The sequence below is a fragment of the Phyllobacterium sophorae genome, from assembly GCF_003010965.1.
Lineage (GTDB): Bacteria > Pseudomonadota > Alphaproteobacteria > Rhizobiales > Rhizobiaceae > Phyllobacterium > Phyllobacterium sophorae.
The window spans coordinates 1-25,232 of the sequence record NZ_PGGM01000025.1; the positions used below are offsets into that span (position 1 = coordinate 1).

Consider the following 25,232-nt stretch of genomic DNA (forward strand, 5'->3'; position numbering starts at 1 on the left):
CGATTACATCGAGCGCTTCTACAACCCAAGGCGTCGCCACTCAACACTGGGCTATCTCAGCCCGAACGATTTTGAAACCAAGGTGGGATTAGCTTAACCTCGTGTCCGAAAAACCGGCAGCAGGCCAGTTTAATGAGCTATACATTAAGCGCTCTCAATAGCTGCATGCAGGGCAAGATCATCAGATTAACCATCGACGCGCCAGAGAACCACGGGAGGACATCATGAAAGTATTGGCTAGGGCGCTCTCGAAACATACAGGACACACGCATTTAGTTTGTGACGAAGAATTGGCCGAGGAGCGTTTCAGAAAACCGGCAAAAGGCAATCTTTTATACCGTGTCCCCAGTGGAGAACTGACTCTTTCCGGGCGGTATATTCTGACCGTGGAGTTAGACCCTCAAGAGATAGCTCGAATCTACAACGACATGGTGTTAAAACCATTGAAAGATGAACTAGCAGATTTGAAGGCGACACTGGCCAAGCTTCAAACGACATAGATCGATTTAGACAGCTCATTCTCGCTCTTGCAGGCCATCGCCAGGTGATTTTGCCTATCGCGTGCGGTGGCTTGATACGGAACAAGCTTGCGGCTTATGAAATTCGCAAGGACAGGTCAGGCGGAATATTGATGGTCCGCTCAACGCTATGGAGCCACGTGAAAATCTGCTCAGCAACAACTGCTCCTCCTTCGGCGTTTATGGCGCATTCCCACACGACGGCGATCCGCCAATCCGACTGCTGGAGCGTCGTTAGAATCCTTCGGTCTCGTTGTAAATTATCCTCGAACTTTTTCGACCAGAACTCCGGCCGTGTAGCCGGAGTTGTCGCAAATCGACAGCCTTGATGCCTGTGCCAGAAGCATCCGTGCACAAAGACTACGGCCCGGCGTTTAGGAAACACGAGGTCGGGCTTTCCCGGCAAATTCCTGCCGTGCAGTCGATATCTTAATCCAAGTGCGTGCAGTGCATGACGCAAGGCTAACTCGGGTCTGGTGTCGCGTCCTCGAATTCCTGCCATCATCCTTGAGCGAGTGGCTGTGTCGACAATGTCGACCATTTAATTATTCCTCTAGCTAATTCCGGTGGTCCTGGTATGTCGTAGCGTAACGAAAAGAAAGTGTCTCTGTATGATCACAAGTTTCAAGACGGTCGATCTTTTCGCCGGGCCAGGGGGGCTGGCGGAAGGCTTTTCTTCGTTGCGCGACGATGATGGCAACATCGTATTTGATATCGCACTTTCCGTCGAAAAGGAAACTTCAGCATTTGCGACGCTTCGCCTCCGCAGCTTTTTCAGGCAATTCGACCGGATTCCACGCGATTACTACGACTATATAGCCGGGTCCATTTCGCGCGACGAACTAATCTCACGTTACCAAAAAGAATGGTCAGCCGCAGTGCAAGAGACAATGATGCTTGAACTCGGAACCAAAGCTGCCACTGCAAAACTTGATCCGATATTGGACAGCATTCGAGGGGCTGCTGGCGGGGAGACGGTGCTGATCGGCGGACCGCCCTGCCAAGCCTATTCGTTAGTGGGCCGCGCGCGCAATCGTGGGATCAGCGGTTATGACCCTGCCGAAGACCATCGCCACTTCCTCTACAAAGAGTATATCCGGATTATCGAACGGCTGCAGCCTGTCGCCTTCGTCATGGAGAATGTGAAGGGTATTTTGTCATCGAAGGTCAGCGGGGACAGTATTTTCGATCGTGTGCTGACTGATCTACGCTCCGCTGGAGGATCGAAGGACAGTTATACGCTAGTTCCACTAGTCGCGGGCGCAAGCGGCCGTCACGGCGGCCATGTCATCCGGTGCGAGGAGTATGGAATTCCTCAGAACAGACATCGGGTCATTCTCGTCGGCATCCGTTGGGATAGGGCCGCAACAGCAAACGGAGGAATTCTCTCGGGTCACACCTTGGACCCGGTCGCCATGCAAGCCACCGTCGCCGACGTCATCGCCAACATGCCCAAACTCCGAAGTGGTCTCAGCAAAACGGAAGACGCCCCTGAGACATGGCGGGCAGCTGTTGTTGCGGCATTTCATTTCGCGGCATCGGCTTGCCGGAGCCAAGGCACGCAGCTATTGCGTGTAGCGGATACCCTTACCAACCATGCTACAAGACTACAACAAGAAGTAAGTCTCCCTCCACGCTACAGCACTCAGATTTCAACGGTTTCCGACAGAACCCTCAATGCATGGCTTGTCGATCCCGAACTGACAGCACTTCCCAATCATGCAACGCGCGGCCATATGGAAAGTGATCTCGCGAGGTATGCGTTTGCAGCGGTATTCGCCGAACTTTTCCAGCGATCTCCAAAGGCAGTGGAATATCCCCGTGAACTAGCTCCCGCTCATAACAATTGGGACACGGGCATATTTGCTGATAGGTTTCGTGTGCAACGCTGGAATGCACCCTCCAGCACCATAACAAGCCATATATCCAAGGATGGTCATTACTTCATCCATCCCGACCCCACGCAGTGTAGGAGCCTCACCGTACGCGAGGCAGCTCGACTGCAGACGTTTCCTGACAATTATTTTTTCGAAGGAAACCGTACTCAGCAGTTCGTGCAGGTCGGGAATGCTGTTCCCCCGCTGGTTGCTCGCCAAATCGCAGCGGTTCTTAAGAAGTTGCTCATCGCCTAGAGAAGCTGTCGCGTTGCTACATTATCAGAATATTTACGAAATGTTTGTCTTAGGTTGACGCATTCCATGATTTGTGACATGTTTTCCAAATATTCTGGAAATATGAGGCAATTATGCGTGATAAACGTCAAAAGTTTGTGGAACTTGCTGAAGCGCGGGTCAACAAGGCTCTCAAGGATGTCCAGCTCATTGGTAATCTGTCGAATAAGTCTGCTTACGAGTTCAATGAAGCGGATGTCCGCAAGATTTTCGGCGCCCTGCAGAAGGGGCTCGAATCTGCAAAGGCACGATTCTCCAAGGAAAACGAGGATGCTGGCGGGGAGTTCCGCCTGTGAATGCGTTGGCACCTACTTGGCGTTTCAGGATTTTGTCCGCTGACGAAGTCGAGCTGGAGCCGACTCAACGCGATCAGTTCAATAACGACGAAGTCGGTCTGGCCGACGCTCTCGTCAGGGAGTCCATACAGAATTCTACCGATGCCGCCAATGGGATCGGAACGGTGAAGGTCCGGTTTTCTCTTCTCGAGCTTTCAGGTTCCGACGCCTCCCGGTTGCGCTCATCTCTGGACACTCTGCAACCGCACTTGATCGCGTGCGGCATCCACGCCGGGCAAACAGGGGACGAACCCGTCCGTCTGCTTGTGATTGAGGATTTCAATACTACCGGTCTCACCGGTGACCCCTCAACACTCGACAACAGCCATTTCCGCAATTTCTGGCGCGTACACGGCCGATCGGGAAAATCCGGCAAGGCCAGTGGTCGCTGGGGCTTGGGCAAGCTAGTTTATTCCTCATCATCGAAAATCCATGCATTTTTCGGATGCACACTAAGAAATGGAGATTCCGCTCCACTACTTATGGGGCAGGCTGTCCTACTCAATCACCAAGTTGGTGGACAAAGGCACCCAGCCCATGGCTTTTGGTTTAGTGAAGATGGTCCCGATGGAATCCAGCTCCCAATCGTCGATAAATCGCTTACATCCGATTTCAGCGACTTGGCGTGCCTTGAACGCGGAAATAACCCTGGGTTGTCGCTGATAATTCCGTACCCGCTTCCTGGAATTACCGAAGAGGCCCTGTTGTCGGGCGTAGTCCAAAACTACTATTTTCCCATCCTCGCTGGGCGGCTAGTCGTGGAGATTGGCTCGCGTGCTCTCGATCGCTTGAACTTTTTGGAGACGGCTGCGGGCGTCAAAGGTGTTCATATTCCGTTCCCCTTTGTTAATAGTGTCAGTGAGCGCCTAGGCAAGATTCCCACCGTCGAAGCAAAAACCTCCATCGAGGAACACGGTTTGAGCGAAGACCATTTCACATCTGCTGACCTCGAATTTTTGCGCGCGGAGTACACGGCGGGGAAACTTGTGCATGTAGCTGTTCCCATCCGGCTTAGCCGCAAGGATGGGAGTAACCACGCTGGAGCAGTTGACCTGTTTCTTCAGAAGCCACCGGAAGCTGGTGACTCCTTCGCGCTGTTCGTGCGTGGCGCACTTACGGTTCCAGGGGAAAAGCGCTATTTCGCCGGAATTCCGGCGTATGGAGCGATGGTGGCCTCTGAGGAGGGAACGGCATCCTTTCTCGGAGATGCCGAGAACCCCGCTCATACCTCATGGAATCCTCAGGCAGAGAAAGTCACCGCCAACTGGCGCAATCCTTATGTTACACTGAAGGGTATTCGGAACGGGTTGCGATCTCTCCATTCTCTTTTGGCGGAACATGTCGAGCAGAGTGAGCCCGATGCGCTTATCGATTTTTTTTCGTTGGTGGACGCAAACCCTGTAACGGGGCAGCACAAGAAGAAGACGCCGATACCAAACCCGGTGGTTGCACCACGGGAGAGGTCAATTCTTGTAAAGCCAGTGGTGGGCGGATTTGCGATTGTGCCGGGCCCCGGCGCAATAAACTGGACTTATCCGAAAACGGTCACCGTGCGCGCGGCATATGACATGATCGGCGCAAATCCCTTCAAGAGGTTCAACAAATTCGATTTCGATCTCTCGAAGGACATCGAAATCGAATTGAAGGACATTGAATCAGCAATAGTGAAACCCAACGTCCTGCAACTGACGTTGCGCTCCCCTGATTTTGCTCTCGAGGCAAGCGGCTTCGATCCCAATCGTGACCTTGTGGTTGAAGCGAGGAGTAAGGGATGAGCTCAATCAAGAGAAGAATTAATTCGACTGGCCGCAAACGTGTCCCACACGAGCGAGTGAGAGTAAATGTACTGCCGCCTAAGCCGTCTGAGCCGCTGCAAGCATCCATAATTTTGAACTTGCAAGGCTTGGGCTTTCCGACAACTGCATTGATCGTATTCGAGGCCTATCAGCGCTCCACCGCGATGCGGTTCGAGTTAGGTACAATCGCAGAGCCGATGGTTCCCGAACAACTGAACCTGCGGGATCTTGATCCATCCGGCTCCGTACTTTTCAGGCTCAAACTGGTATCTGGAGATGATAACAGCGGTCGCATAGTTGGTGCGGCTGATCGACTTCGACCCGCCAGCGATGAGAACGAGGATGGCCGCAAAAGCTTGTTTCCCATCGATCTCAGGGACCTCGGTCCCGAGGTCTGGAAACTCGACATTGGAGACGCGGGACCTAGACTGTTGCTCAATTACTCGATTCCGGGTTTCATCGATCGGGTGCGGACGGACCCGTTGGTTCAGGGCCTCCTTCTTCCAGCCGCCTTGCGCGGTGTACTCACCGAGCTGGCGCGAGACGCCGCAATCGAAGACGACGATGAGGTAACGTGGAAAGCAGACTGGCTGCAATTCTGCCGCGAGGAACTGCGTCTTGCCGAGGAGCCATCGGATTTAACGACCGATGAAGATCGCGAAAATTGGATTGCTGATGCTGTGCAGCGCTTCTGCAAGACGGGGGAATTCGTGTCGCGGATTCGCCATTCAATCAGTGAGGTAGCATGATGCGTTTACGCGAGCTGAACCAGGAGGGAGTGGATCGTTTCGAGGCATGGCTCGCGGATGGAGCCTTAGGCGAAACTCCCCTCTATCTCACGACGGATTCCACGACCTCAACTCCTGTTACTGAATTGATTGACCTTTCGCCACAGATATTTGCTGATCGATATCATTTCGGGAAGTATTTGGTCGACATCTTGGCACCGCTGGATTCTCTACAGTTGTCGACTGATCGTCGGCTGTGGACCACACTTGCACTCATCTGGTTGGACCAACTATGCCCTCGATTGACGAACGGTACACGCAAACTGGACCAGAGTTATCGGTATGTCCTAAGTGCCGACTATCGACACTATTACCGCCATCTCGTGCGCTCTCCTTGGCAACTGGTCAAAGATCATGGTGAGAATGCAAAATTTTTATTGCTACCTACAGCCGATTCTCCCCACCCACTTCGTCGGCACGGTGAGATACTGGAGCAGTTGGGTGGACGGCAATCGGTTCTGCGAAGCCAATCCGTCGTTGCCGAGGCAAGCCGACTTTACTCCAACCCGAAGACTGGCAGGCCCCGAAAGGGTGTTGCAGGTAACGGACGAGGTAGTGTGCGCAGGTTGGCACTCGTACTGCGGCAGCTCGACCTCACGTTCGATGTAGAAGCGATGGATGATGGCAAACTGTTAAGCATTCTCCCTACTGAATTTGATCGCTGGAAGTCCAGTACTCAAGTAACGGAGGGATGAACTAATGGAGGATGCCTATATCCTCGCCCAAGACGCTATGGCAAAGCTCCGATCAGCAATCTACCTCGCAATAAAAGAAGCGCCGCGAGAGGGACTGAAGAACGCCCAGATTGGACGTTCCCTTGGCATATAGTCTGGTCACGTTGGCCATGAAGGCCACATCTCGCGAACGATTCTTGCTTTAATGGAGGCGGAGGGGGTCGTCGAGCAGGATTCTGCCACGAAATACTGGCGCCTCCGCGACGATGGTGCTGCCGAGCCCTGATGTTGGAATATGAGAGTGGCGGGTGGCTGCCTCAACATCGGGATGAAAGGAGCGCCTTGAAAGGCAACGGGTTGCAAAATCCAGCCATGCATTGGTTGAGTGGCAGGCACTCGTTTTTCGCTCGTACTGCCTGACTCTTCGCCTATCGTAACTAGTCTCAAAGGCGCTAATGTCGGACACAATCAAATTCCGGGGGCAATACGGATTCGCAACTAGTTTCAAAACTGCCCCGGACCTCGGTATCTCCCAAGAACGCGGTCAAATACTCTGGTAATCTGACTGCCATGCGCAGCACGCAATTCCGCCGCAAAATCCACCGGAGTCATTTGAAGCTGCGCGAACCATTCCTGTCCCGTCACAGAATGGTGCTCCAGGATGGCCGTCCATGCCTCGGGCTGTGAAAAACGGCGATGAAGCGCAACGTGGATAGGCTGGCTGATCGGATAGGAATTCCACGGCTCATAGTAATTCTCGGAATGATACTGCACCTTATGCGTTGAGCCGGAGATGCAACATATGGTGGCCCCGGGTAGGTAACCGTCCTCAATCAAGAGCGAATGAAGCTGCCAACCCCTCACCCGTTCCTCGTGAGTGAACCCATTATAAACAGGTAGTCGATCCCATTTCCACGGCCGCAGCCGATCTTCAAGCTCCGACGTCGGAGGTATCTCTTCGCGCAGCCAATATCCGATAGATGGAGGATCGTCCTATTCCAAGCCGACGAGCAATCTCGACCGGGCCAATGCCTCCGCGATGCAGGTCGAGTACTCCATCGGATTTCGCGCGCGCGGTGGGCGTGCGTCCCTTATATTTCCCATCCGCCTTGGCCTTCGCAATCCCTTCACGCTGCCGTTCCAGCATCAGTTCCCGCTCGAACTGGGCAATACTGCCGAGCAGATGGAGCATCAGCTTGCCCGTGGGAGTTGTCGTATCGAGATTGAGCCCAAGAATACGAAGGGAGGCCCCCTTCTGATCGATGGTTCTTTGGATAGAAAGTAGGTCGGCCACAGACCGTGCCAGGCGATCGAGTTTGGTCACTACGAACACGTCTCCCTCGCGCACATAGTCAAGGGCGCGCTGAAGCTCTTCACGGTGTGCTAGGGACGAAGCCCGTTCCGAAAACAGTTTAGTCACTCCTGCCGCTTCGAGATCACGCTGCTGCGCCGCCATCCCGGCGACCTGCTCAGCCGTTGAGGTTCTCGCATACCCAACAATTGCGCTCATGACTTCCCCAATATGTTTCACTACATCTAAGATATATTGGGACAGTGCGTACCAAAACACAAAGGTTATTTATTTGGGACGGAAGAAAAGCACATGGCCCAGTCCCATTGGGGCGAGGTCATGTGGAACAGCCGATATTGTTGGGAACCTGTGAACTCACATAGAGAGACTTGATCTTTTTCCCCGGCTGCTGGTGGTTACGCGTTCATTGCGCTCCTAGCGGCGACGCCGTTCCGCATCTTCTCTCGTCACGTGAGCGCGGCCGCGTGGAAGTGCCTGCACACCACTGGCGTTTGGGTTATGACCATATTTTCGCACTGTCATTCCCGCGTCACACAGCAACCACGCCGTTACAGAATGGATCGCTTGTGACGGATGTGGTATGACAATCGCTGCTTTTTGATCCTCGTGAGGCCATAATAAGTTGTTGTTACAAAAGGGATAAATTTAACAATCCGACGAAAACAAAAATATCGAGCGCCAAAAGAGGAGATGTTATAAATAGCGCAGTGTGACATAGGGGACATTCTGGCTATGGAATCCATATCTGCGCTCTTGAGACGTGTCGGCCCATCGCTCTCAACGGAATTGATCGCCGAGATGACGAAAGACGGCGTATCGCTCGCGTCCGCTCGCCAGCGCATCGCACGTGCAGGGCTGGAAGTCGTGCGGTTGGCTGGCCTCAGGTTTCCGCACAATGCCCGCTTCATTTACCTTCCGGAGCAGTTCGGCGACCAAGCATATTGGCGCGCGGTTGAGCGTGTTTTCCGCAATCATGGCAAGGCTTACTGGAGTGCGATGGCCGGACTAAAGGCGCGCGGCGGCTGCTTTCCCCGGAAATACTTTGCCAGCGTCTGCGGAAGTCCGGCAGCACGCGTAAGGCAACTTTCGCCAGAGCGCATCCTGGAAAGGCTCTCCGCCATCCACATGCTGGAGGAAGTTACGGACCAAGATACGGGCCAGCCTTTCGTGAAGTTCAAACCCCATGTTTATGGACGCGACGAAATCGCGACAATTCGCGCCCGCCTAGTGGCCGAGAACGTCGTGCTCCACGGGATGAAGGAATGGTTCCGCCGGACGGGCTTCGGTAGCTTTGACAGGGTACGCCTTCGCGACGATGATACATCTCCTGTAGTTTCCTCAATTACCTGGGATTTGTCGGCACCCAGTTATGCGCGCCCACTCGTCAAGGCATCCGCCTTTGGCCTCAAGCCTGGATTTTTGGTCTGTGACGTAAACTTGCGGGGCGTTCTCGATGAAGATGCCGTCGCCGCTTTCGTTCGCAAGCACGACCTGGCATCGGCTCCCGCGAATGTAGCTCCCATTATGCCTTTCCTCATTGCAGACGGCTTTACGTCTGCAGGATTTGGCATGGCGAAGAGCAAAGGTGTCTTGGCTACCACGACGGCTCACCTTTTCGGCGGGGACGTAGCCAAGGCGCTGCGGGACCTGATCAGCCTTCTTACGGATACCGGAAAGACGGCATCGGCGAATCCCGAACATGTTGAGCGCGTCTTATCGAACCTGACCAGGATTGAGGGCGCAGCAAACAATCTGCGCGGGGCGTTGTTTGAGATCGTTGTCGGTTCCCTGGTGAAGGACGTGGAAGGCGGATATCTGCGCGCAGGCGAAAAATGGACGGACTTCAGATCAGGACGTTCGGCAGAAATTGATGTGTTGCTGGATCGGCCGGAAGATAAAGGTGTCCTGATCATTGAATGCAAGTCAAAGATCCCCGGCAGCAGGGTCAACCTGGAAGAGGTTCAGAAATGGCATGGCGACAGGGTGCCACTGCTGCACAACATCATTCGCATGGACAGCCGGTTCTACAACAAGCCGCTGAGTTTTGAGCTTTGGACAAACGGGCCTATTGCGGACGATGCGCTGGCCTGGCTACAGGAACAGCCTGCGCGCAGTGATCTAAGTATTGCGTGGAGGGACGGTGAGGAGATGAAAAAATATACGGATAGAGCTGCGAATTCCGCCATTCGCAAAGCATTGAATGAGCATTACTTCCGGCATCCTTTGGCGCGGATCGAGGGCGCTGTACGCCGGGCGACTCCACAGGAAACATTAGCAGTTGATCGATAAGGGGAGCAGCGATGACTATCGTCAGCCAGGATAACTGGCAGTTCTGGTTAAGCAACTCATCTGAAGTGGAACGGCTTCAAGGCATAGCCAGGCCCGATACCATTCTTGAATTTTCACACGCTGGCGATCTTGTTCGCCATCTTGGGAGTGATCAGAACGACGATTTTCTTCGCCTGCACTCAAAAATAGACAAACGTCTCGATGCAGACCCCGTCGCACAAGAATGGGCCAAGCGGAGAACCCTGCTGAAACACCTTAGCCATTTTCCACGCTATCGTAGCAACGAGTATGACCGATATCATGCTGCCGCCCGTGCCGTTTTCTCCGGCACTGCGGACTCAATGCAGGGGGGCATGGTAAGCGGGCTCGATGATGAAATAGAAAAGTCTTCAATCACCGTTCCTGCCGGCCAAGTGCTTTTTCATGGCCGCGCGAATGATGATCTAACCAGCCTCCAGCCTTATACGACATACATATCCACCTCGCTTCACCCGATCATTGCAAGGAACAGCGCTTTCAGGAGAGCAGGTGTAGGGAATAAGGATGGTCAGCCGCGTGTATTTCTGCTGACACTCACTATTCCGCTACCGGCGTTGTGGGGGCAGATCGGAAAATCATGCGAATACGAACTACTACTTCCCCGAAATCTTGTCATCCAGGAGACAGGGCGACATGTTGGCACTAAATTTGAGACTGTTTTCGCAGATGTGACTGCCAGGAAGTAGCATGTCGCGTGACTGAATATCTAAAGTTATTTTATGTGAAGATATGGCAGAACGAACCCTATATTTCGATGAATCCGGTTTTACCGGTTACAACCTGCTCGACCCGTCGCAACCGATCTTCGCGATTGCCAGTGCGGATATATCCGAGTACCGAGCCCAAGGGATACTGCGGGAGTCCTTTCCGCGTTACCGAGGTGCCGAATACAAGTTCTCCAATATCTGGGGCTCAAATAATCGGGCAGGACTACTGCGATTTGCAAGCTTTCTGGAGGGCTTGCAGGACCTAACTTTCGTCTACATGGCGGACAAGCGGTTTGCCGTGCTGACCAAGATAGTCGATTTCCTCATAGAGCCTTACATCACCGACGGCGGATACGACTTCTACGCTGATGGTTTTTGCTGGAAGTATGCGAACTACATCCACTTCGGCTTGACCCAGTTCGCGCCTCCAGAATTGCTGGATACGCTGCTACGCCGCTATCAGGCTTTCAGCCGCAATCCGTCAGCGGAGAGCCTTGCGGCATTGCAGGCGCGCTTGCGCATAATGGCTGCGAGTACAGAGGAGCCGGTTCAAATTTTCCTCGAACAGATGGCGCTGGGCGCGGAATTGTTCGAACGCTACCACAGCCTTGAGAGTTTCCACGGATCAGACGAGTTGCAGACAACAACAATGCTGGCGATCGTCTCGCATTGGCGCCAGCGTTACCCTGAGGATTTTGCTGTCATCCATGACGATTCATCAAACTTCCTTAGAAGTCGGGACATGTGGAGAATGATCACCAATACTAATGTCCCGCATCAACTCCATCGCAGCGGTGACGGTAGTTACGTTGAATATCCCCTACGTGTGATTTCAACGACACCAATGAATTCGCAGGCCAGTTGGTCTATTCAGTATTGCGATGTGCTGGCAGGCCTCGCGACCAAGCACTTCAATCCGCGCACGGAAGGGGATGACCGGGTCTTTATGGATCAGGTGATAGAGGCTGGTTTGAAGCATATTACTTACAACGGCATCCGTCCGGATGTCATATTCCCGGACCAGATTCCTCCCCGCCGTCGCGAGGGGCCGGATGTGGTAGATCAGATGACGGGCATTATCTTTGGCCCTCACAACCGGAATAGGTAAAATATGAATCCACTCGAGGGGCCGTTGGTAAAATGTTCCGACGTAAAGTTCCGATGTATAGTATTGTCGCCAAAAAGCCGTCGGACTGTTCCGCCCGGGAGCTTGAGCAGTTCGTCAAACTGGTGATGGCTGGCGGTGAGGTCGCCAACGGTTTGCCTGCTCGCGTTCAGAAGGAGGTCAGCCTCGTGATGCTATTCAACGACGAGGAGCTGGTCGGAACGACTGGACTGAAGCGTCCTGAAACAGATTATCAAAACAAGGTTTTTCGCAGGAACCAGACGAAACGGGGTGCAAATTCCGGACAAGGATTGTTCAACCAGCACTTTGCAACCGGTTTCAAAGTTTAGAAGTTTTGGAAGTTAGCTCGGGCCCTACATGGAGAAACGAGCCTATGTGGGAGCGATATTTTGCAACCCGTTGCAATTTTTTGCTAGTTACGAACCGTGTGATCTGGACACCAAATGGTCAGTTTGCAACCCCGGAAAACTCACGTCCAGGGTCATCTTCTTTAACCACATATCCAAAGTGGACGGACGGGCACCCTGACCGTATCGATCTTCTATATTGGCGCCTCTGCCCCAACCTCCTAGTGCCTTGATTGCATCCGTGGGCAGTCCTGCACTGGTCATGGCGTCGCGAAAACCATGACGAAAGGAATGAAATGATAACCCAGAGAGCATGCCCACATTTTCACGCAGGAAATAGCTAAATCTTTTCTGAAATAAATCGACAGTGTGGCGCTGATCTTCACCCGGTAGTTCTGGGAACAATCGACCACCTTTGGTCCTTGCAGCATCAACAAATTCCGAGAATCCCAGACGCTTCAACTCTGGATGAACAGGGATACGGCGTACCGACCCCGGCGTTTTCAAACTTCTTCCCGGACTCCTCTCAAGCGCGAACACTGTGACACCATCAACGATCCTAATGTCGTCTACCGATAGCCAAACGATCTCGCCCAAACGCATCCCTGTAAAGATACCGATTAAAGGAACCCAGAAACGCCCTCTTCGATGAGGTGCGTCCCACTCGGGCAAGCGAACCAAAATTTGGTTTAGCTGCTCAATTGAGAACGGCTTTCTATTCGAAAAGCTCCTCGATCTATTCGACAATAGTCCCTCCGCGGGATTGCTATCGATGAAACCCTTTGTGCGAGCGTATTTAAAGAAGGCAGATAGGTGATGGACATACACCTCAATGCTGCCTGCAGACAGCAGTTTCGCTCCATCCGTTTTAGCAAGGAGCGCGATCTGCTTGAGTGTCTTTTCTCTGTATCGCGCATACTTGTTATAGTTCGAAGGTAGTCCTGCAATTAGCTCGTGAACCTCTGAGCAATCCCGGCGTTTGATATCCCCGACTTGACGATCTGGACCAACAATGGCTTGGAGCGCGGCAAACGGAATGATGTACTTCTTGCCAGCACTGACGGTCAGATCGGCCCGCGTAGGATCGTTTTTGAAACGTTCCACAAGTTCGCTGATGGTTATTGAATTCTCGGCCTCTAGAGTTGGAGCAGGTTCATGAACGTGAACACTATCAAATAGCCGATCGTGGACGGTGCCATATTTTGCTTGTCCGATCCGATCAAGTTCGCGCTCATAATGTTCGATTTGCGCGCGGCGCAACAGTTCCGCAAGCTCGAACCACAGACCGTCGCCCCGTTTCAATGGTAAATTGTACTGTTGAATCAAAGCATCAGCCGTTAACTGAAACGCAGGCGCCCACTGTTCTTCATTTGGAGAGCAAAGATTGCCGAGGTCCGATTTAATCGCATCCAAATATTCCTGCGATGGTTCTGCAGGAATATTATTTTTTTCTAGCTGGTAGAGATACAACCGAGTTATCTGATTGAGCTTGGTCCGGTCAACGCCCGGCGGCGGCAAGTTCGCCAGAGCAGGAGCTATGCCAAGCTTGGCTTTGCTAAACTGCGTTGAGACTCGTTCTGCCGCACTCCGAGCTCGTTCTGTAGCGATTCTGTACTCAGTAGTTTTGAGAGCGATAACAATCTGCTGCCTACCACCGAAGAACTGCCGAATTTCCTCAGGTATCCGTCTGACGTAATAATAAGCGCTCTTCTTTCGCACTAGCCCAGCGATTTTGGCCAATTCGGCAACCCTGTATGCTCGGATGTTGGAACCCATGTTGGAACCAAAGTTCCAAATATAACCTTACATTACAAGGTATTATAGCCTTTTCAAGGGGCTAGAAAAGAAGTGGTGGGCCCGGAGGGACTCGAACCCCCAACCAAGCGGTTATGAGCCGCCGGCTCTAACCAATTGAGCTACAGGCCCCACCTGAAATTCGACATACCGGGTACTGCCCTGCACATCTGCCGCGATCAATAACGGGAAAAACCGCGAATGCAATCCCTGACTTCGTCTATCCTGTCCTCATGCTCTGATTTCCAACGGAAAAGCAGCCGCGAGTTTCAACCGTTTTCCTGTTCGGCCAGCACAAGCAGGCGCCGGGCGCTTTCCTCATCCGTTATAAACACCGTCGGGCGCACGAGCGTCATCGCGCCATAAAGCGCCCTGATCTTTTCCTTGCCACCCGAGGTCAGGACCCGCGTCGGCACGCGCTGCACCGTATCTATGCCGACGGACATGACGAGATCATGGATAGGATGGTCGACCAGACGGCCCTGTTTGTCATAGAAATGGAACAGCAGATCGCCCACGGCACCGCGTTCCGCCAGAGAGGCCTGGTGCCCCTCATTGAGAAAGCCGATGTGATAAGGCGTGCTCGATGCCGTTTCTATTGCGCCTACACTGAGGAGCACAAGATCAAGGTCCTCGGCCATCTCGAACACGCTTTTCAGGCCGCAACGCTCGATTAACGCCGTCTTCGTCTCGATACTGTCGACCATGGCAGGCGCAGGAATGAGATAACCATCACCCTGGAACAGTTGGGCAAATTGCCAGGCAAATTCCGCGGGGTTGAACCGGCGAGGTTGGCTGATACCGCCGAGCAAGGATATGACCGTAAAATTTTCAAGCGCCCGCGCTTCGAGGTACGACAAAGTGTTGAGAAGCGTCCGCCCCCATCCGACACCGACGCGCATGCCGTTGTTGACGACACCGGATAGATAGTCGCCAGTTGCGGCAGCTATTGCCGGGATCGGGTCGTTGTCTGGATGGGATAATGGCGCGATGACCACCTTGTCGAGGCCGAACTGCTTTTCAACCTTTCTTTCCAGCGCGACCAGGTCAGAAAGATAGCCCTGAATTCCGATCTTGACCTCGTTGCGAGCCCGCGCCTCGGCGAGCATACGCACTATCGTCACGCGGCCGACGCCGAGGATCTCCGCAATCTCGTTCTGCGTCATTTGCTCGATATAGTACATCCAGGCGGCGCGCATACGCATGCGGCTGATCTTGGTATCGGGCTGCCCCACGTCCAGAGGAGTCTTTTGCAGACTATTCGTCGAACCATTCGTTCGCTTGCGTCGATCGGTCAATCGTCTCCCCCTTTGATTGATTGCGGTCCCACCGGCAGCAAGTGCTGTGCCGATGCCAGCACATTATTCCCAGTACACTCCACCAGAATGTTGTTTAGCAAGCCATGAAAAACAGATACAAAGTCTTATCCACTTGCGAGCAGAGGTTTGCCACATGATCCGGGATATTTCGAACGAGATCGTCGTCAGTCTGAAAGACCGGCTGCGCGATGTTCGTCACCTTATCCGGGCGAGCCGTCACGGGGTCGAGCCAGTGACGCAGACCTTGCCGGACATTCTGTTCGACAAGGCCGCACGTGCAGTTGACAAGGCACTAACTGCTGCCGAAACGGTTTCGATTTCCCTCGTATCACAAGACCCAGCTGCACATTCGACGACGATCGAAGCGCGCGGGCTCGACGTTTACTTCCCGGCGGATACCTGCACGGGCGAAGCGCTTTTCCGCCGCGATATCTACTATCTGACCAAACGCATGTTCAGCGTTCTCGGATCGAACAATGCCCTGATTCACGAAGCAACCTTCTCCGGTGTCCATGGCGCAATGATTCGCCGTCACGGTGCACTTTTGCGGGCCGCGAAGGTAGATGGCGGGCTGGACGATATATCGACTGCCTGCGCTGCCATGGCGATCGAACTGCAGTCGCACTACCATACGGAACCTTTGACATTGCCAGCACACTACGAAGCGCAGCCGGACACTGAGGCTGAATATCTGTGCTTTGCATCTATCGCTCTGGCCATTGGCCTTGCAACCTATGCGGACCATGAACCGGGTGAAGAGCGACTTGTCGAAAGCGCGCTCCTCGCCTTGCAGGCCAGGCAGGACAAGTTCGATCAAGCTATCCATGCGACTGATCGGGCCGAGGCGTTCTCCGGTCTATTTGCCTTCCTGATCCCCCACTTGCCCTAGCGCAAGAACGCATTTCTTGGCGCGCTGGATCGATGAAGGGCTCATGCTTAGCTCTGTCAGGCCCATCCCAACAAATGCCGGGATCAGATCCGGACGGCCAGCCGCCTCACCGCACATGCCGACCATGATGCCAGCTTCAACGCCAGCCTTCGCCGTCAGCTCGATGGCCGCCATGACCGCCGGGTGTGTCACATCGTTGAGCTTGGCGACGGTTGGGTTAAGCCGGTCGGCCGCCATAATATATTGCGTCAGGTCATTGGTGCCGATGGAGAAGAACGCGACTTCCTTGGCAAGCATTGGCGCGATCATCACCGCCGCCGGCGTTTCGACCATGACGCCAAGATCGAACGTGGCGTAAGCCTTGTTCTCGGCTTCCAGCTCTTTTGCGCATTCTTCGATCAGCGCGCGCGTTGCACGGACTTCATCGAGGCCGGAAACCATCGGCAGCATCACCTTGATGTTCCCGTGCACTGCTGCCCGCAGAAGCGCTCTGAGCTGCGGTTTGAACACATCCGGCCGGTCCAGGCACATGCGGATACCTCGCCAGCCGAGAAAGGGATTTTCTTCGTCGGGGAAATCGATGCCGGAAATCGGCTTGTCACCGCCAATATCCAGCGTGCGGACAATCACCGGATAGGGTGCAAATGCCTTGGCCAGCGTTGCATAGGTCTCTGCCTGCAGATCTTCCGAAGGCAAATGGATGTGCCGCATGAACAGAAGCTCGGTACGAAACAACCCGACACCCATGGCGCCGGCTTCCTGGGCCGCTTCGATCTCTTCCAGCGACCCCAGATTGGCAGCAATCTCGATGATGGTGCCATCGGCCCGCTTGGGTATTATATCCTTATAGGCCCGCAGTGCCTGCTTTTCGGTTTTCGCCTTGCCAATCTGTTCGTGGAAGCGATCGGCTGTCGCCTGATCGGGATCGGCAAATACATCGCCATTGTTGCCATCCAGCGCCACAGTCTTGATATTTTGCAGTGCGTGCACGGAGCGGCCAAGCCCTAGGACAGCGGGAATGCCGTGCGCACGTGCAATGATCGCCACATGCGAGGTGGCACCGCCATGCCCGCAGATAACACCGGCAATGCGTCTCAGTGGCGCGCGAGCCAGATCCCAGGCACCGATATCCTCGGCGATCAGGATGGCACCGGCCGGAACAGCATCGAGATTGGCATCATCCTGGCCCAGAAGCGCTAGGCATATCTGCCGTCCGACAGCATTCACATCATCGGCACGGGCAACGAGGTAAGGATCATCCATCGACGCGAAATCGGCGGCGATTCTTGATGTGGCGCCGATGACCGCCGATACCGCATCGATACCGCCATGGACAAGTTCCCTGGCGGAACCAGTCAGTTCGTCGTCGCAGGCAATGTCTTTTAGTGCCGCGATGATACCGCGATCGCTTTCGGCCAGATTGTTCGTCGCCAGCGATTTATCCATACGCTGTTGTACCATTGCGAACGCTTGCTTCAGCCGTGCGATCTCACTCGAGATTTCTCCTGCACCGAGCAGCCGGTTTTCATGTTTGATCTCTGCAGGAAAAAAGCCGAATGCGGGTCCGATTGCAACGCCTTCGCTTGCCGCGACCCCCCGCATATTGCCCGCAGCTTTCGTCTCGTTCGAGTAGAGCGCCGTCTGCGGCTTGGAGGTAGGTTCCGCCGACTTTGTCTCGACCGAGGAAGCTCCCTCTTCTTCTGTACCGGAACGCGGATTCTCGAGATAGCCAATCAGCGCCTCGATGGCTTCTATCGCATCTGCCCCCGTTGCTCGAACAGTGATTTCCTCATTCTCCTTGACGCCGAGCAGCATCAATTTGACCGAGCTCTTGGCACTGACCGATTTGTCCGCCTTGATCAACTCGATATCCGATTCGAAACTCTTGGCGAGTTTGACGAACCGGGTAGCTGGCCGCGCATGCAATCCGTCATGCACCCGCACAATCGTCGAGCGTTCCATTCAGTTCTCTCTTCGGCAGTTCATTCTGTTACTGGTTCAGATAACTACCCGATGGTAATTGTCGTTCCAACCTTCAGCGCTGACACCAGTTGTTCGGTATCGATTTCCGTGGCGCAGATCTCACCCGGCCGTTCAACCTCGTCTGAACCGTTGAACGTGATGACCACGTGGCCAATGTCTCTTACCTTCTGCCAGGCGTATTCGCCAATGCCGGTGATTCTTGCAGAGACATCGCCGATCTGAATTGTCGATCCCACGGGCGGCGTCGTGTCGGAAGGCTTGCCTTCCACGCTGTGCAGGATCGAAACTTCGGCAAGTTCAGGCGGCGCGCCATCTGCAAACAGGATGACAACGCCACCCTCCGCGAGATCCGCCACCTCAGGTCCGACGGCTGTTACCCGTGTTTTCAATAGGACTGACATGATGGCGAACCTCTTTTTCTTGGTCGTTGAAGATCAGAATACGATCAGGCTGACAATCCAGGCAATCAGCACCGAGACTGGCCCCATGATCTGGCGGCTGATCAACACCGCCGGAACACCGATCTCGATGGTCTTGGGCTTGGCTTCACCCAGTGCCAGACCGACCGGGACGAAGTCGCAGCCAACCTGCGTATTATAGGCAAACAGCGCCGGCAGAGCCATTGCCGGCGAGATCGTGCCATTGGCAATCTGCGGACCGATGATCGCAACGCCGATGACCTGCGCAATGACCGCGCCCGGTCCCAATATGGGCGACAGGAAGGGCAGGCCGCAAATGGCGGAGATGACCAGCAAGCCGACAATATTGTTGGCAAGTGGTCCCAGAGGTTGCGCCAGAACATCGCCAATCCCGGTATAGAGGATGAAGCCGATGAGCATGGTGACGAACGCCATGAACGGCAGAACGTTACGCACTACCTGGTCGATGGTACGCCGTCCGGCATTGAAGAAAATGCCCACCACGCGACCCATGACACGGCCAATGGTACTGATGAAACCAATCAGTCCGCCTTCACCGGCGTCCGATTCAGCCTGAGTACGGCTGGACATCGAAGCTGCCAGTTCAGCCGGTGTCGGATCTGACCTTGCCCCGGCAACGGCTGCAGGCTGCGATCCGTCGGCGAGCTCAATATTGCCTTCCTTCACCCCGGACACATAGATATCCTCGGTGATGAACTGGGCGAGAGGACCTGCCTGGCCAACCGGCGTCAGATTGACTGTCGGAATACGCTTGCGCGGATAGACGCCGCAACGTGCGGTGCCGCCACAATCGACAACCACCACGCCCATTTCACCCTCAACCGGCGGCGCCTTGAAGCCGTCGACGGCTTCACCGCCAGTGAGTTCAGCAATACGGCGCGCGACCGGATGGATGCCACCACCGGTGACGGACACAACCTTGTTACGCTGAGGCGTCAGCTGGATGACAAGCGGCCCGCCCCAACCATTGGAGCCCTTCGAGATTTTGACTGCTGTATAGGTCTTTGACATTTTACTGTTCCCCGCCCCGAATTAAAGCTCGATGCCCTGACGGCGCGCCATGATCGCAGTAATGCGTTCGGTCAGCATGCCTTTGAGCAGGATTACCACCAGGCCAACGAGCGCATACCAGATAGCGACATTGATGTGGTAGCCGGTGGGAACAGCGCCCTTCTTCTCCAGTTCGAGAAGTGCGACGAGGATACCGCCCCAGACGAAATATTCGCCGGGATTGATGTGCGGGAACAGGCCGAGCGGCGGATGTACGTAGGAAACGGCCGCATCGTAGAAGGCTGGCTTGTGCTTTTCTTCGAGAAACGATCCGAACGTATAGGCCATTGGATTGGTCAGGAAGAAAACGGAAAGCACTGGCAGGACCGTGTAGCGTGTCAGGGCTATACGGCCTGCGCCGCGGGCGATACCATGCACTCGCTCTTCACCGACAAGTTCTGTCAGTGCGTAGAATGCCGTCATCAGCACAACGAGGGTTGGGATGATGCCCGTAACGAAGCCGGCAAAGACCTCGCCGCCCTTCTGGAAAATACCGATGAAATATTTACCCGCGCTGGTGAGCCAGCCAAGCTGCTCTTCCTGCTGGACGTTCTTCAGCTTATCCTTGAATTCTTCGACAGTAATGTCGCCAGTCGACTGCGCCAGCACCACAAGGTCATTGCCTGCATGGTCAATGGCCTGTTTGCCATGAAGCGCAGCATCCGAAACCATCGCTCCCGCCACCGAAATATGGTGCGCGGCGATGTCAGCATGTTGCGCCAACATTGTTAGAATTGACATGTTCCCTCCTCCTAATCGACCGTCCTTCCGAAACGGCCGTCCCTATGCGTTGACTGCCTTGATCCCAACTAGACCCGGCCGCGCCGGTTCTGCCCTCGCCTTGTCTATTTGTTCAATCGCCCGTTCTGCCGCCTTGGCCAGAGCGGGCTCCTCCACACCGGCCATGACCGGATCCCTCCGCATTGCATCGAGCGAAATACCCTCGAACTCCGTGCGCCGCTTGAATTTCGCAAAAACCGACCGGCCGCTCATAACCAAAAAACGCTGGATGGTGAGATCTGGCGTGACGAGAATGAGAACAATCACCCCCTTGCCAAATCGCCCGCGAACATTGCCCGCGCCGACAAATCCATCATTGTATTTGGAAGTGATGCCTTTCATCACGTCGCTGTAGTGGCGCATCTGGTACCAGACGCCCAGTGACTGCAGCGCCCACAAAATACCAAGGGCAAGCAATCCCCATTGCCACATCGCCATGTCTTCAACCTCCCAACGCCCGACCGCCAACATATGCTATGATCGAACGAAAAAATATAGAACATTTGTTTTTTGTAATGTCAATATGTATGATTTCTGGAACCGTTGAAAACTTGGCTTATGCTGCGCAAAAGCGTATGACGTACGACACTAAAGTCGAAAGTGAGAAGGCATGGATTTTCTTTTTAGAGACGAATTGGTCCACATGCCGGATTTACGGCATCGCCTGCGCCGGCTGCGTTGGTTTCGCATGGCTTTTCGCAAGAATGCGGCGGTTATAGCGGATCATTATGGTTATCATTTCGTCATCGACGAAACCAAGCTGACACGAGCCTTTCTCAATTGGATCGAGACGGTCGAGAAGCAGAAATCTTATTCCAAGATCGATCGCAAGGATTTCATTATCTTCGCTGCCGGCCTTGTACTCAAGGAACTGATCACGGAAGCACCGGCAAAGGTACGCAGCCAACCCAAGCGCAACGATTCTCAAGCCTCCCAAATGCAGGATATCATTGCATTCTGGCCCGAAGGCTTCCTTTATACCAACTACTGCGTTGGGGCGATTGCCGCCATATGCGAGCAGGAATTCGGTACGGCGCCGCAGATCGATAAATGCGCCGACGATCTGCGCACCTGGTGGTCCTACCGCGAAAACGTTCAGGAAATGCCGGGCTATGCCATTGCTTTTCTTGACAAGTTTCTTGGTGCGGAACCCAATTGGGTGATGCCCAACCTTGCTTCCGCCCGCAGCGCCATTCAACGGGCGATGGTCCCGCCAAAATCCGGCGGCCCTACCCTGCCGACTGGCAGACCTCGTGCAGGATCCGCATGATTTTCTCCCGTTGCTCAAGCTGGGGCATATGCCCCGTCCCGGCAAAGACATGGACCGCAATCTCGCCTGGCAGGCCGGTTGCATGCGCTGCAGGAATGACACGGTCTGCAGCACCGAAGATGACGCGGACAGGAATTGCGAGGTTGCTGAGCCTTTGCCGTATGTCGAAAACCTGAGTGCCGTCGGCAAAGAACCGGTCGGCAACGAGCTGCTGCGCATCGCGCAACGCCACATCCTGTGATTGCGCCAGCGTCGCGTTGATGAATGGCTTGGTCAGCAGGCTCTCATCCTGCACCAGCTGTTTCATCCAGGCGACGAGACTTGGCTCGGTGCGGGCGCGGACAAATCCTGAAAGGAATGCCCCGTTGATTTCCGGACCCAGTCCCGCCGGCGCGATCAACGTCAAGGCGCGGATATCGAGATTGCTGCGCGCAGCAATCTCCGTGGCTATCGCGCCGCCAAAGGAGTGTCCGGCCAGGATGGTCCCGCCCGAATGATGGGCAGCAATGGTCTGCTCGACCTGAGCGGCGATTCCGTCGAGATCATCCGGAATAGTGTGTGTCGAACCGCCATGACCGGGCAGATCGATAGCAAGGATGGGATTGTCCAGTGTTCCGCCGCCCAGCATCGGACGCCAGCTGTTGAGATCGGATCCGAAGCCATGGATAAGGACCAGCGGCGCCCGGCCCGAACCATTGCCCTCGCGCAACCAGACCGCATGCAGCGGCGCATCGCCGTTTTGAACGACAGGCGATCGTGCAGGCGCTGATGGCTTGGCCACAACCGGCGCTGTTACGGCAAGACCACCCTCGACGTCTTTTTTCTGGATACGGCCTTTCGGCCCGGAGCCCTTGAGGAAGTTTAGATCGATCCCGGCTTCCCTGGCGATCCGCCGGGCCAGAGGCGTAGCTCGAACCCCATTGGTCTCAGTAGCGACTGGATCAGGTTTCACCGGCGCAGTTTCGGCCGGTTGAACAGCAGGCTTTGCTTCTTCGGCCATGACAGGTTTCTCGGCCGGCTCCTTGGCTGGTGCCGCCGTGCTATAGACTTCGCCCTCGGCGTAGATCCACGCCACCGCCTGTCCCACCGGTACAACGGCGCCCTGCGGCTTCACATCGCGCAATATCCCCGAGGACGGCGCATCAACTTCCATGGCCGCCTTGTCCGTTTCGATTTCGAACAGCAGTTGGCCCTTGGACACGCTGTCACCGTCATTGGCGTACCAGCGCGAGATCTGGCCGTTCTCCATATCCATATCGACCTTGGGCAGGATCACTTCGACTGGCATGGCCTAACGAACCCCTTTGACCAGATCGCGGGCGCTCTTCAGAATGCCTGGTACCTGCGGCACGGTCGCCTTCTCCAATTCCGGATTGTAGGGAATTGGTGTTTCGGCGCCCCCAAGCCGCACGATTGGCGCATCGAGGTAATCGAAGGCCTCGCTCTCGGCGATCATCGCGCTGACTTCCGCGCCGACGCCCAGCGTCTTGACGCCCTCGTAAACACACATCAGCTTCGACGTTTTCTTGACACTGGCGATGATCGTCTCCTTGTCCATCGGGCGCACGGTACGCAGGTCAACTACCTCGACATTAACGCCTTCCTTTGCGAGCTCTCGCGCCGCTTCCAGCGCCTTATGCACCATGATGGCAGAGGCAACGATGGTCAGATCCGTACCTTCCCGCACCACAGCGGCCTTGCCGATCGGTACGGTGTAATGCCCCTCGGGTACGGGCCCCTTCATCTTGTAGAGCAGCTTGTGTTCGAAGATCATCACAGGATCCGGGTCTTCGATGGCCGCCAGCAGCATGCCCTTGGCATCGTAAGGCGTCGAAGGCTGGATCACCTTGAGGCCCGGCACATGGCCAAACCACGCTTCAAGGCTCTGGCTGTGCTGCGCAGCCGCGCCCGTGCCGGAGCCCGCCGGGAACCGCATCACCAGCGGTACCGAGACTGCGCCGCCAAGCATGTAGCGGATCTTGGCCGCTTGGTTAACGATCTGTTCCATCGCCAGCGCGGCAAAATCCGAGAACTGGAATTCGAAGATCGGCCGCATGCCCGTCAGCGCCGCACCGACGGCAACACCTGCACCGCCAAGTTCTGAGATCGGCGTATCCATCACCCGGTCTTCGCCGAAACGCTGCACCAGATCACCGGTGACCTGAAAGGCACCTCCATAGACGCCGATATCCTCACCCATCAGAAATACGCGGTCATCGGCCTCCATGGCAATCGCCATGGCTTCCTGGATCGCTTGCGAGTAGCTCAGTTCGCGGATTATCTCATTCATCTAATTTCAGTCCGTGTAAACGTCGCGTGTCAGATTATCGAGGGTTGGCGATGGGCTGTTCTTGGCGAACTCGATCGCCTCGGCGATTTCCTTCTCGGCATCCGCACGGATCGCTTCGATATCGGCGTTGGTGACGAAACCGAATTCCTTCAGCTGATCTTCGAAAAGATGGATAGGATCGCGATTTGTGATCCAGTCCTCGATTTCTTCCTTGGTGCGATAGCGATTGCGATCGCTCTTGGAATGGCCGCGGTGACGATAGGTCTTGCATTCGATCAGCGTCGGCCCCTCACCCCGGCGCGCCCGTTCGACGGCTCCGTGCGAGGCCTCGGCCACATCCGACAGATTGTTACCGTCAACGATCACGCCCGGCATGTTATAGGCGACAGCCCGGTCAGCGACATTGGCGACCGCAGTCGAACGCTTGGTTGAAGTCGACATGCCATATCCATTGTTTTCGCAGACGAAAACGACCGGAAGCTTCCAGACCGAAGCCATGTTGAGCGCCTCGTGAAAGGCACCCTCATTGTTGGCACCGTCGCCGAAATAGGAGATGACAACCTTGCCGTTCTTCTGTTTCTTGGCGGAAAGCGCCGCACCGACGGCAATCGGAATGCCGCCGCCGACAATACCATTGGCGCCGAGATTGCCCTTGGAGACATCGGCAATATGCATCGAGCCGCCTCGGCCCTTGCAATATCCGGTCTCCTTGCCGAAGAACTCTGCGAACATTTTCGAGACTTCCGCGCCCTTGGCGATACAATGACCATGACCGCGATGGGTCGAGGTGATCATGTCATCCTCGCTGAGCGGCAGGGAAATGCCGACCGCACTGGCTTCCTGACCGATCGAAAGATGCATCGTGCCGTGAATGAGGCCACGCGTATAGGATTCCTCCGCACCCTCTTCGAAGCGGCGGATGAGGTACATCTTGCGCAGGGCTTCCTTCAGCTGTTCCGGGGGATAATGCCGGAACGCGAAGGGAAGATTGCTCCCATCATCTTGTCGCTTGGCATTTGAACTTCTGGCGGATGCCATGTCGGCACTCCTTGTCTGGTTGCCTTGATCTTGTATCTGCGCCGATGCGTCGACGCCGGTCACGCGCCGTAGACGAGCTTGTCCTGGCGAGCCCTGAGTTCGACGATCTTGGAGCCCGCGGCCGGGACGGCATTGGCGCTGGTGATGAGCGCACCCTTGGCGATCGGGGCGGTGACGCTGCCGCCCTGCAACAGGCCGCAGGGGATGGCGCCGGCGCTGCGGGCTTCCCCCGCCGTCATGATAAAGGCGCGGTAGCAATATTCGCCGATCGCATCGA

Annotated in this window: 24 protein-coding genes, 1 tRNA gene and 2 pseudogenes; 13 read left to right on the top strand and 14 right to left on the bottom strand. The window is 55.1% G+C overall.

Features of this window, described 5'->3' with window-relative positions; genetic code table 11:
- A pseudogene (locus CU103_RS32695) lies at positions 1 to 97 on the top strand (IS3 family transposase); the annotation flags it as partial.
- Positions 98 to 224: 127 nt separating this feature from the next.
- Complete coding sequence (locus CU103_RS30060) at positions 225 to 500, top strand: hypothetical protein (protein WP_106667705.1); 276 nt, start codon at positions 225 to 227, stop codon at positions 498 to 500.
- Positions 501 to 594: 94 nt separating this feature from the next.
- On the opposite strand, the gene CU103_RS30065 is transcribed toward CU103_RS30060, so the two are convergent.
- Positions 595 to 1,059, bottom strand: coding sequence for a very short patch repair endonuclease (locus CU103_RS30065; protein ID WP_106667706.1), 465 nt, complete (start codon positions 1,057 to 1,059; stop codon positions 595 to 597).
- Between the two features lie 70 nt (positions 1,060 to 1,129).
- Between CU103_RS30065 and CU103_RS30070 the strand changes: the two genes are divergently transcribed.
- The 5 genes from CU103_RS30070 (at position 1,130) to CU103_RS30090 (ending at position 6,303) form a co-directional block, all read left to right on the top strand.
- Positions 1,130 to 2,650: a DNA cytosine methyltransferase gene (locus tag CU103_RS30070; RefSeq protein ID WP_106667707.1), complete on the top strand. Its 1,521-nt coding sequence runs from the start codon at positions 1,130 to 1,132 to the stop codon at positions 2,648 to 2,650.
- A gap of 113 nt (positions 2,651 to 2,763) precedes the next feature.
- Positions 2,764 to 2,985 (top strand): hypothetical protein, encoded by a 222-nt coding sequence (locus tag CU103_RS30075; protein WP_106667708.1) that lies wholly within the window; start codon positions 2,764 to 2,766, stop codon positions 2,983 to 2,985.
- Positions 2,982 to 4,799 carry a hypothetical protein gene (locus CU103_RS30080; protein ID WP_106667709.1) on the top strand — a complete coding sequence of 606 codons (1,818 nt, stop codon included), beginning with the start codon at positions 2,982 to 2,984 and terminating at the stop codon, positions 4,797 to 4,799. Before CU103_RS30075 ends, CU103_RS30080 begins: the two co-directional genes overlap by 4 nt.
- Positions 4,800 to 4,927: 128 nt before the next feature.
- Positions 4,928 to 5,569, top strand: a complete 642-nt coding sequence (locus CU103_RS30085; RefSeq protein ID WP_106667710.1) for a hypothetical protein — start codon at positions 4,928 to 4,930, stop codon at positions 5,567 to 5,569.
- On the top strand, positions 5,566 to 6,303 hold the full coding sequence (locus CU103_RS30090) for a hypothetical protein (protein WP_106667711.1): 738 nt from the start codon (positions 5,566 to 5,568) through the stop codon (positions 6,301 to 6,303). Before CU103_RS30085 ends, CU103_RS30090 begins: the two co-directional genes overlap by 4 nt.
- Before the next feature lie 910 nt (positions 6,304 to 7,213).
- On the opposite strand, the gene CU103_RS30100 is transcribed toward CU103_RS30090, so the two are convergent.
- A complete protein-coding gene (locus CU103_RS30100) occupies positions 7,214 to 7,792 on the bottom strand; it encodes a recombinase family protein (protein ID WP_106667713.1) in 579 nt (192 codons plus the stop codon).
- A gap of 534 nt (positions 7,793 to 8,326) precedes the next feature.
- Between CU103_RS30100 and CU103_RS30105 the strand changes: the two genes are divergently transcribed.
- The 4 genes from CU103_RS30105 to CU103_RS30120 are packed head-to-tail and all read left to right on the top strand — an operon-like array spanning position 8,327 to position 12,084.
- Entirely contained in the window at positions 8,327 to 9,883 is a 1,557-nt protein-coding gene (locus CU103_RS30105) for an NERD domain-containing protein (protein WP_106667714.1), read from the top strand.
- A gap of 11 nt (positions 9,884 to 9,894) precedes the next feature.
- The gene (locus tag CU103_RS30110) at positions 9,895 to 10,608 is read left to right on the top strand and encodes a hypothetical protein (protein ID WP_106667715.1); all 714 of its coding nucleotides are present in this window, start codon (positions 9,895 to 9,897) and stop codon (positions 10,606 to 10,608) included.
- Between the two features lie 43 nt (positions 10,609 to 10,651).
- Entirely contained in the window at positions 10,652 to 11,737 is a 1,086-nt protein-coding gene (locus CU103_RS30115) for a DUF3800 domain-containing protein (RefSeq protein WP_106667716.1), read from the top strand.
- Positions 11,738 to 11,769: 32 nt separating this feature from the next.
- On the top strand, positions 11,770 to 12,084 hold the full coding sequence (locus CU103_RS30120; RefSeq protein ID WP_146147902.1) for a hypothetical protein: 315 nt from the start codon (positions 11,770 to 11,772) through the stop codon (positions 12,082 to 12,084).
- Between the two features lie 87 nt (positions 12,085 to 12,171).
- On the opposite strand, the gene CU103_RS30125 is transcribed toward CU103_RS30120, so the two are convergent.
- The 3 genes from CU103_RS30125 to CU103_RS30135 all read right to left on the bottom strand — a co-directional run bounded on the left by CU103_RS30125 (position 12,172) and on the right by CU103_RS30135 (position 15,152).
- Positions 12,172 to 13,842, bottom strand: coding sequence for a site-specific integrase (locus CU103_RS30125; RefSeq protein WP_162707373.1), 1,671 nt, complete (start codon positions 13,840 to 13,842; stop codon positions 12,172 to 12,174).
- A 109-nt stretch (positions 13,843 to 13,951) separates the two neighbouring features.
- Positions 13,952 to 14,028: transfer RNA gene (locus CU103_RS30130), tRNA-Ile, on the bottom strand.
- Positions 14,029 to 14,165: 137 nt separating this feature from the next.
- Entirely contained in the window at positions 14,166 to 15,152 is a 987-nt protein-coding gene (locus CU103_RS30135) for a sugar-binding transcriptional regulator (RefSeq protein WP_245449078.1), read from the bottom strand.
- Positions 15,153 to 15,348: 196 nt separating this feature from the next.
- Between CU103_RS30135 and CU103_RS30140 the strand changes: the two genes are divergently transcribed.
- Entirely contained in the window at positions 15,349 to 16,104 is a 756-nt protein-coding gene (locus tag CU103_RS30140) for a hypothetical protein (RefSeq protein ID WP_106667719.1), read from the top strand.
- On the opposite strand, the gene ptsP is transcribed toward CU103_RS30140, so the two are convergent.
- From ptsP to CU103_RS30165, 5 genes are read right to left on the bottom strand one after another with little or no spacing between them, the layout of a single operon-like run.
- Complete coding sequence (gene ptsP / locus CU103_RS30145; RefSeq protein ID WP_106667720.1) at positions 16,072 to 18,066, bottom strand: phosphoenolpyruvate--protein phosphotransferase; 1,995 nt, start codon at positions 18,064 to 18,066, stop codon at positions 16,072 to 16,074. The genes CU103_RS30140 and ptsP overlap by 33 nt on opposite strands.
- A gap of 44 nt (positions 18,067 to 18,110) precedes the next feature.
- Complete coding sequence (locus tag CU103_RS30150; protein WP_106667721.1) at positions 18,111 to 18,488, bottom strand: PTS glucitol/sorbitol transporter subunit IIA; 378 nt, start codon at positions 18,486 to 18,488, stop codon at positions 18,111 to 18,113.
- A 33-nt stretch (positions 18,489 to 18,521) separates the two neighbouring features.
- On the bottom strand, positions 18,522 to 19,538 hold the full coding sequence (gene srlE, locus CU103_RS30155; RefSeq protein WP_106667722.1) for a PTS glucitol/sorbitol transporter subunit IIB: 1,017 nt from the start codon (positions 19,536 to 19,538) through the stop codon (positions 18,522 to 18,524).
- A gap of 21 nt (positions 19,539 to 19,559) precedes the next feature.
- Positions 19,560 to 20,318, bottom strand: coding sequence for a PTS glucitol/sorbitol transporter subunit IIC (gene srlA, locus CU103_RS30160; RefSeq protein ID WP_099998280.1), 759 nt, complete (start codon positions 20,316 to 20,318; stop codon positions 19,560 to 19,562).
- 42 nt (positions 20,319 to 20,360) lie between these two features.
- Positions 20,361 to 20,795, bottom strand: coding sequence for a transcriptional regulator GutM (locus CU103_RS30165; RefSeq protein WP_106667723.1), 435 nt, complete (start codon positions 20,793 to 20,795; stop codon positions 20,361 to 20,363).
- Between the two features lie 172 nt (positions 20,796 to 20,967).
- On the opposite strand from CU103_RS30165, the gene CU103_RS30170 reads away from it, so the two are divergent.
- Positions 20,968 to 21,627 carry a hypothetical protein gene (locus CU103_RS30170; protein WP_245449077.1) on the top strand — a complete coding sequence of 220 codons (660 nt, stop codon included), beginning with the start codon at positions 20,968 to 20,970 and terminating at the stop codon, positions 21,625 to 21,627.
- Here the strand turns inward: CU103_RS30170 and CU103_RS30175 are convergent.
- From CU103_RS30175 to CU103_RS30190, 4 genes and pseudogenes are all read right to left on the bottom strand, one after another.
- A complete protein-coding gene (locus CU103_RS30175) occupies positions 21,587 to 22,915 on the bottom strand; it encodes an acetoin dehydrogenase dihydrolipoyllysine-residue acetyltransferase subunit (protein ID WP_106667724.1) in 1,329 nt (442 codons plus the stop codon). The two genes, CU103_RS30170 and CU103_RS30175, sit on opposite strands and share 41 nt — an antisense overlap.
- A gap of 3 nt (positions 22,916 to 22,918) precedes the next feature.
- Positions 22,919 to 23,917 carry an alpha-ketoacid dehydrogenase subunit beta gene (locus tag CU103_RS30180; RefSeq protein WP_106667725.1) on the bottom strand — a complete coding sequence of 333 codons (999 nt, stop codon included), beginning with the start codon at positions 23,915 to 23,917 and terminating at the stop codon, positions 22,919 to 22,921.
- 6 nt (positions 23,918 to 23,923) lie between these two features.
- Positions 23,924 to 24,955, bottom strand: a complete 1,032-nt coding sequence (locus tag CU103_RS30185) for a thiamine pyrophosphate-dependent dehydrogenase E1 component subunit alpha (protein WP_106667727.1) — start codon at positions 24,953 to 24,955, stop codon at positions 23,924 to 23,926.
- 59 nt (positions 24,956 to 25,014) lie between these two features.
- Positions 25,015 to 25,232 (bottom strand): annotated as a pseudogene (locus CU103_RS30190) (homoserine dehydrogenase); the annotation flags it as partial.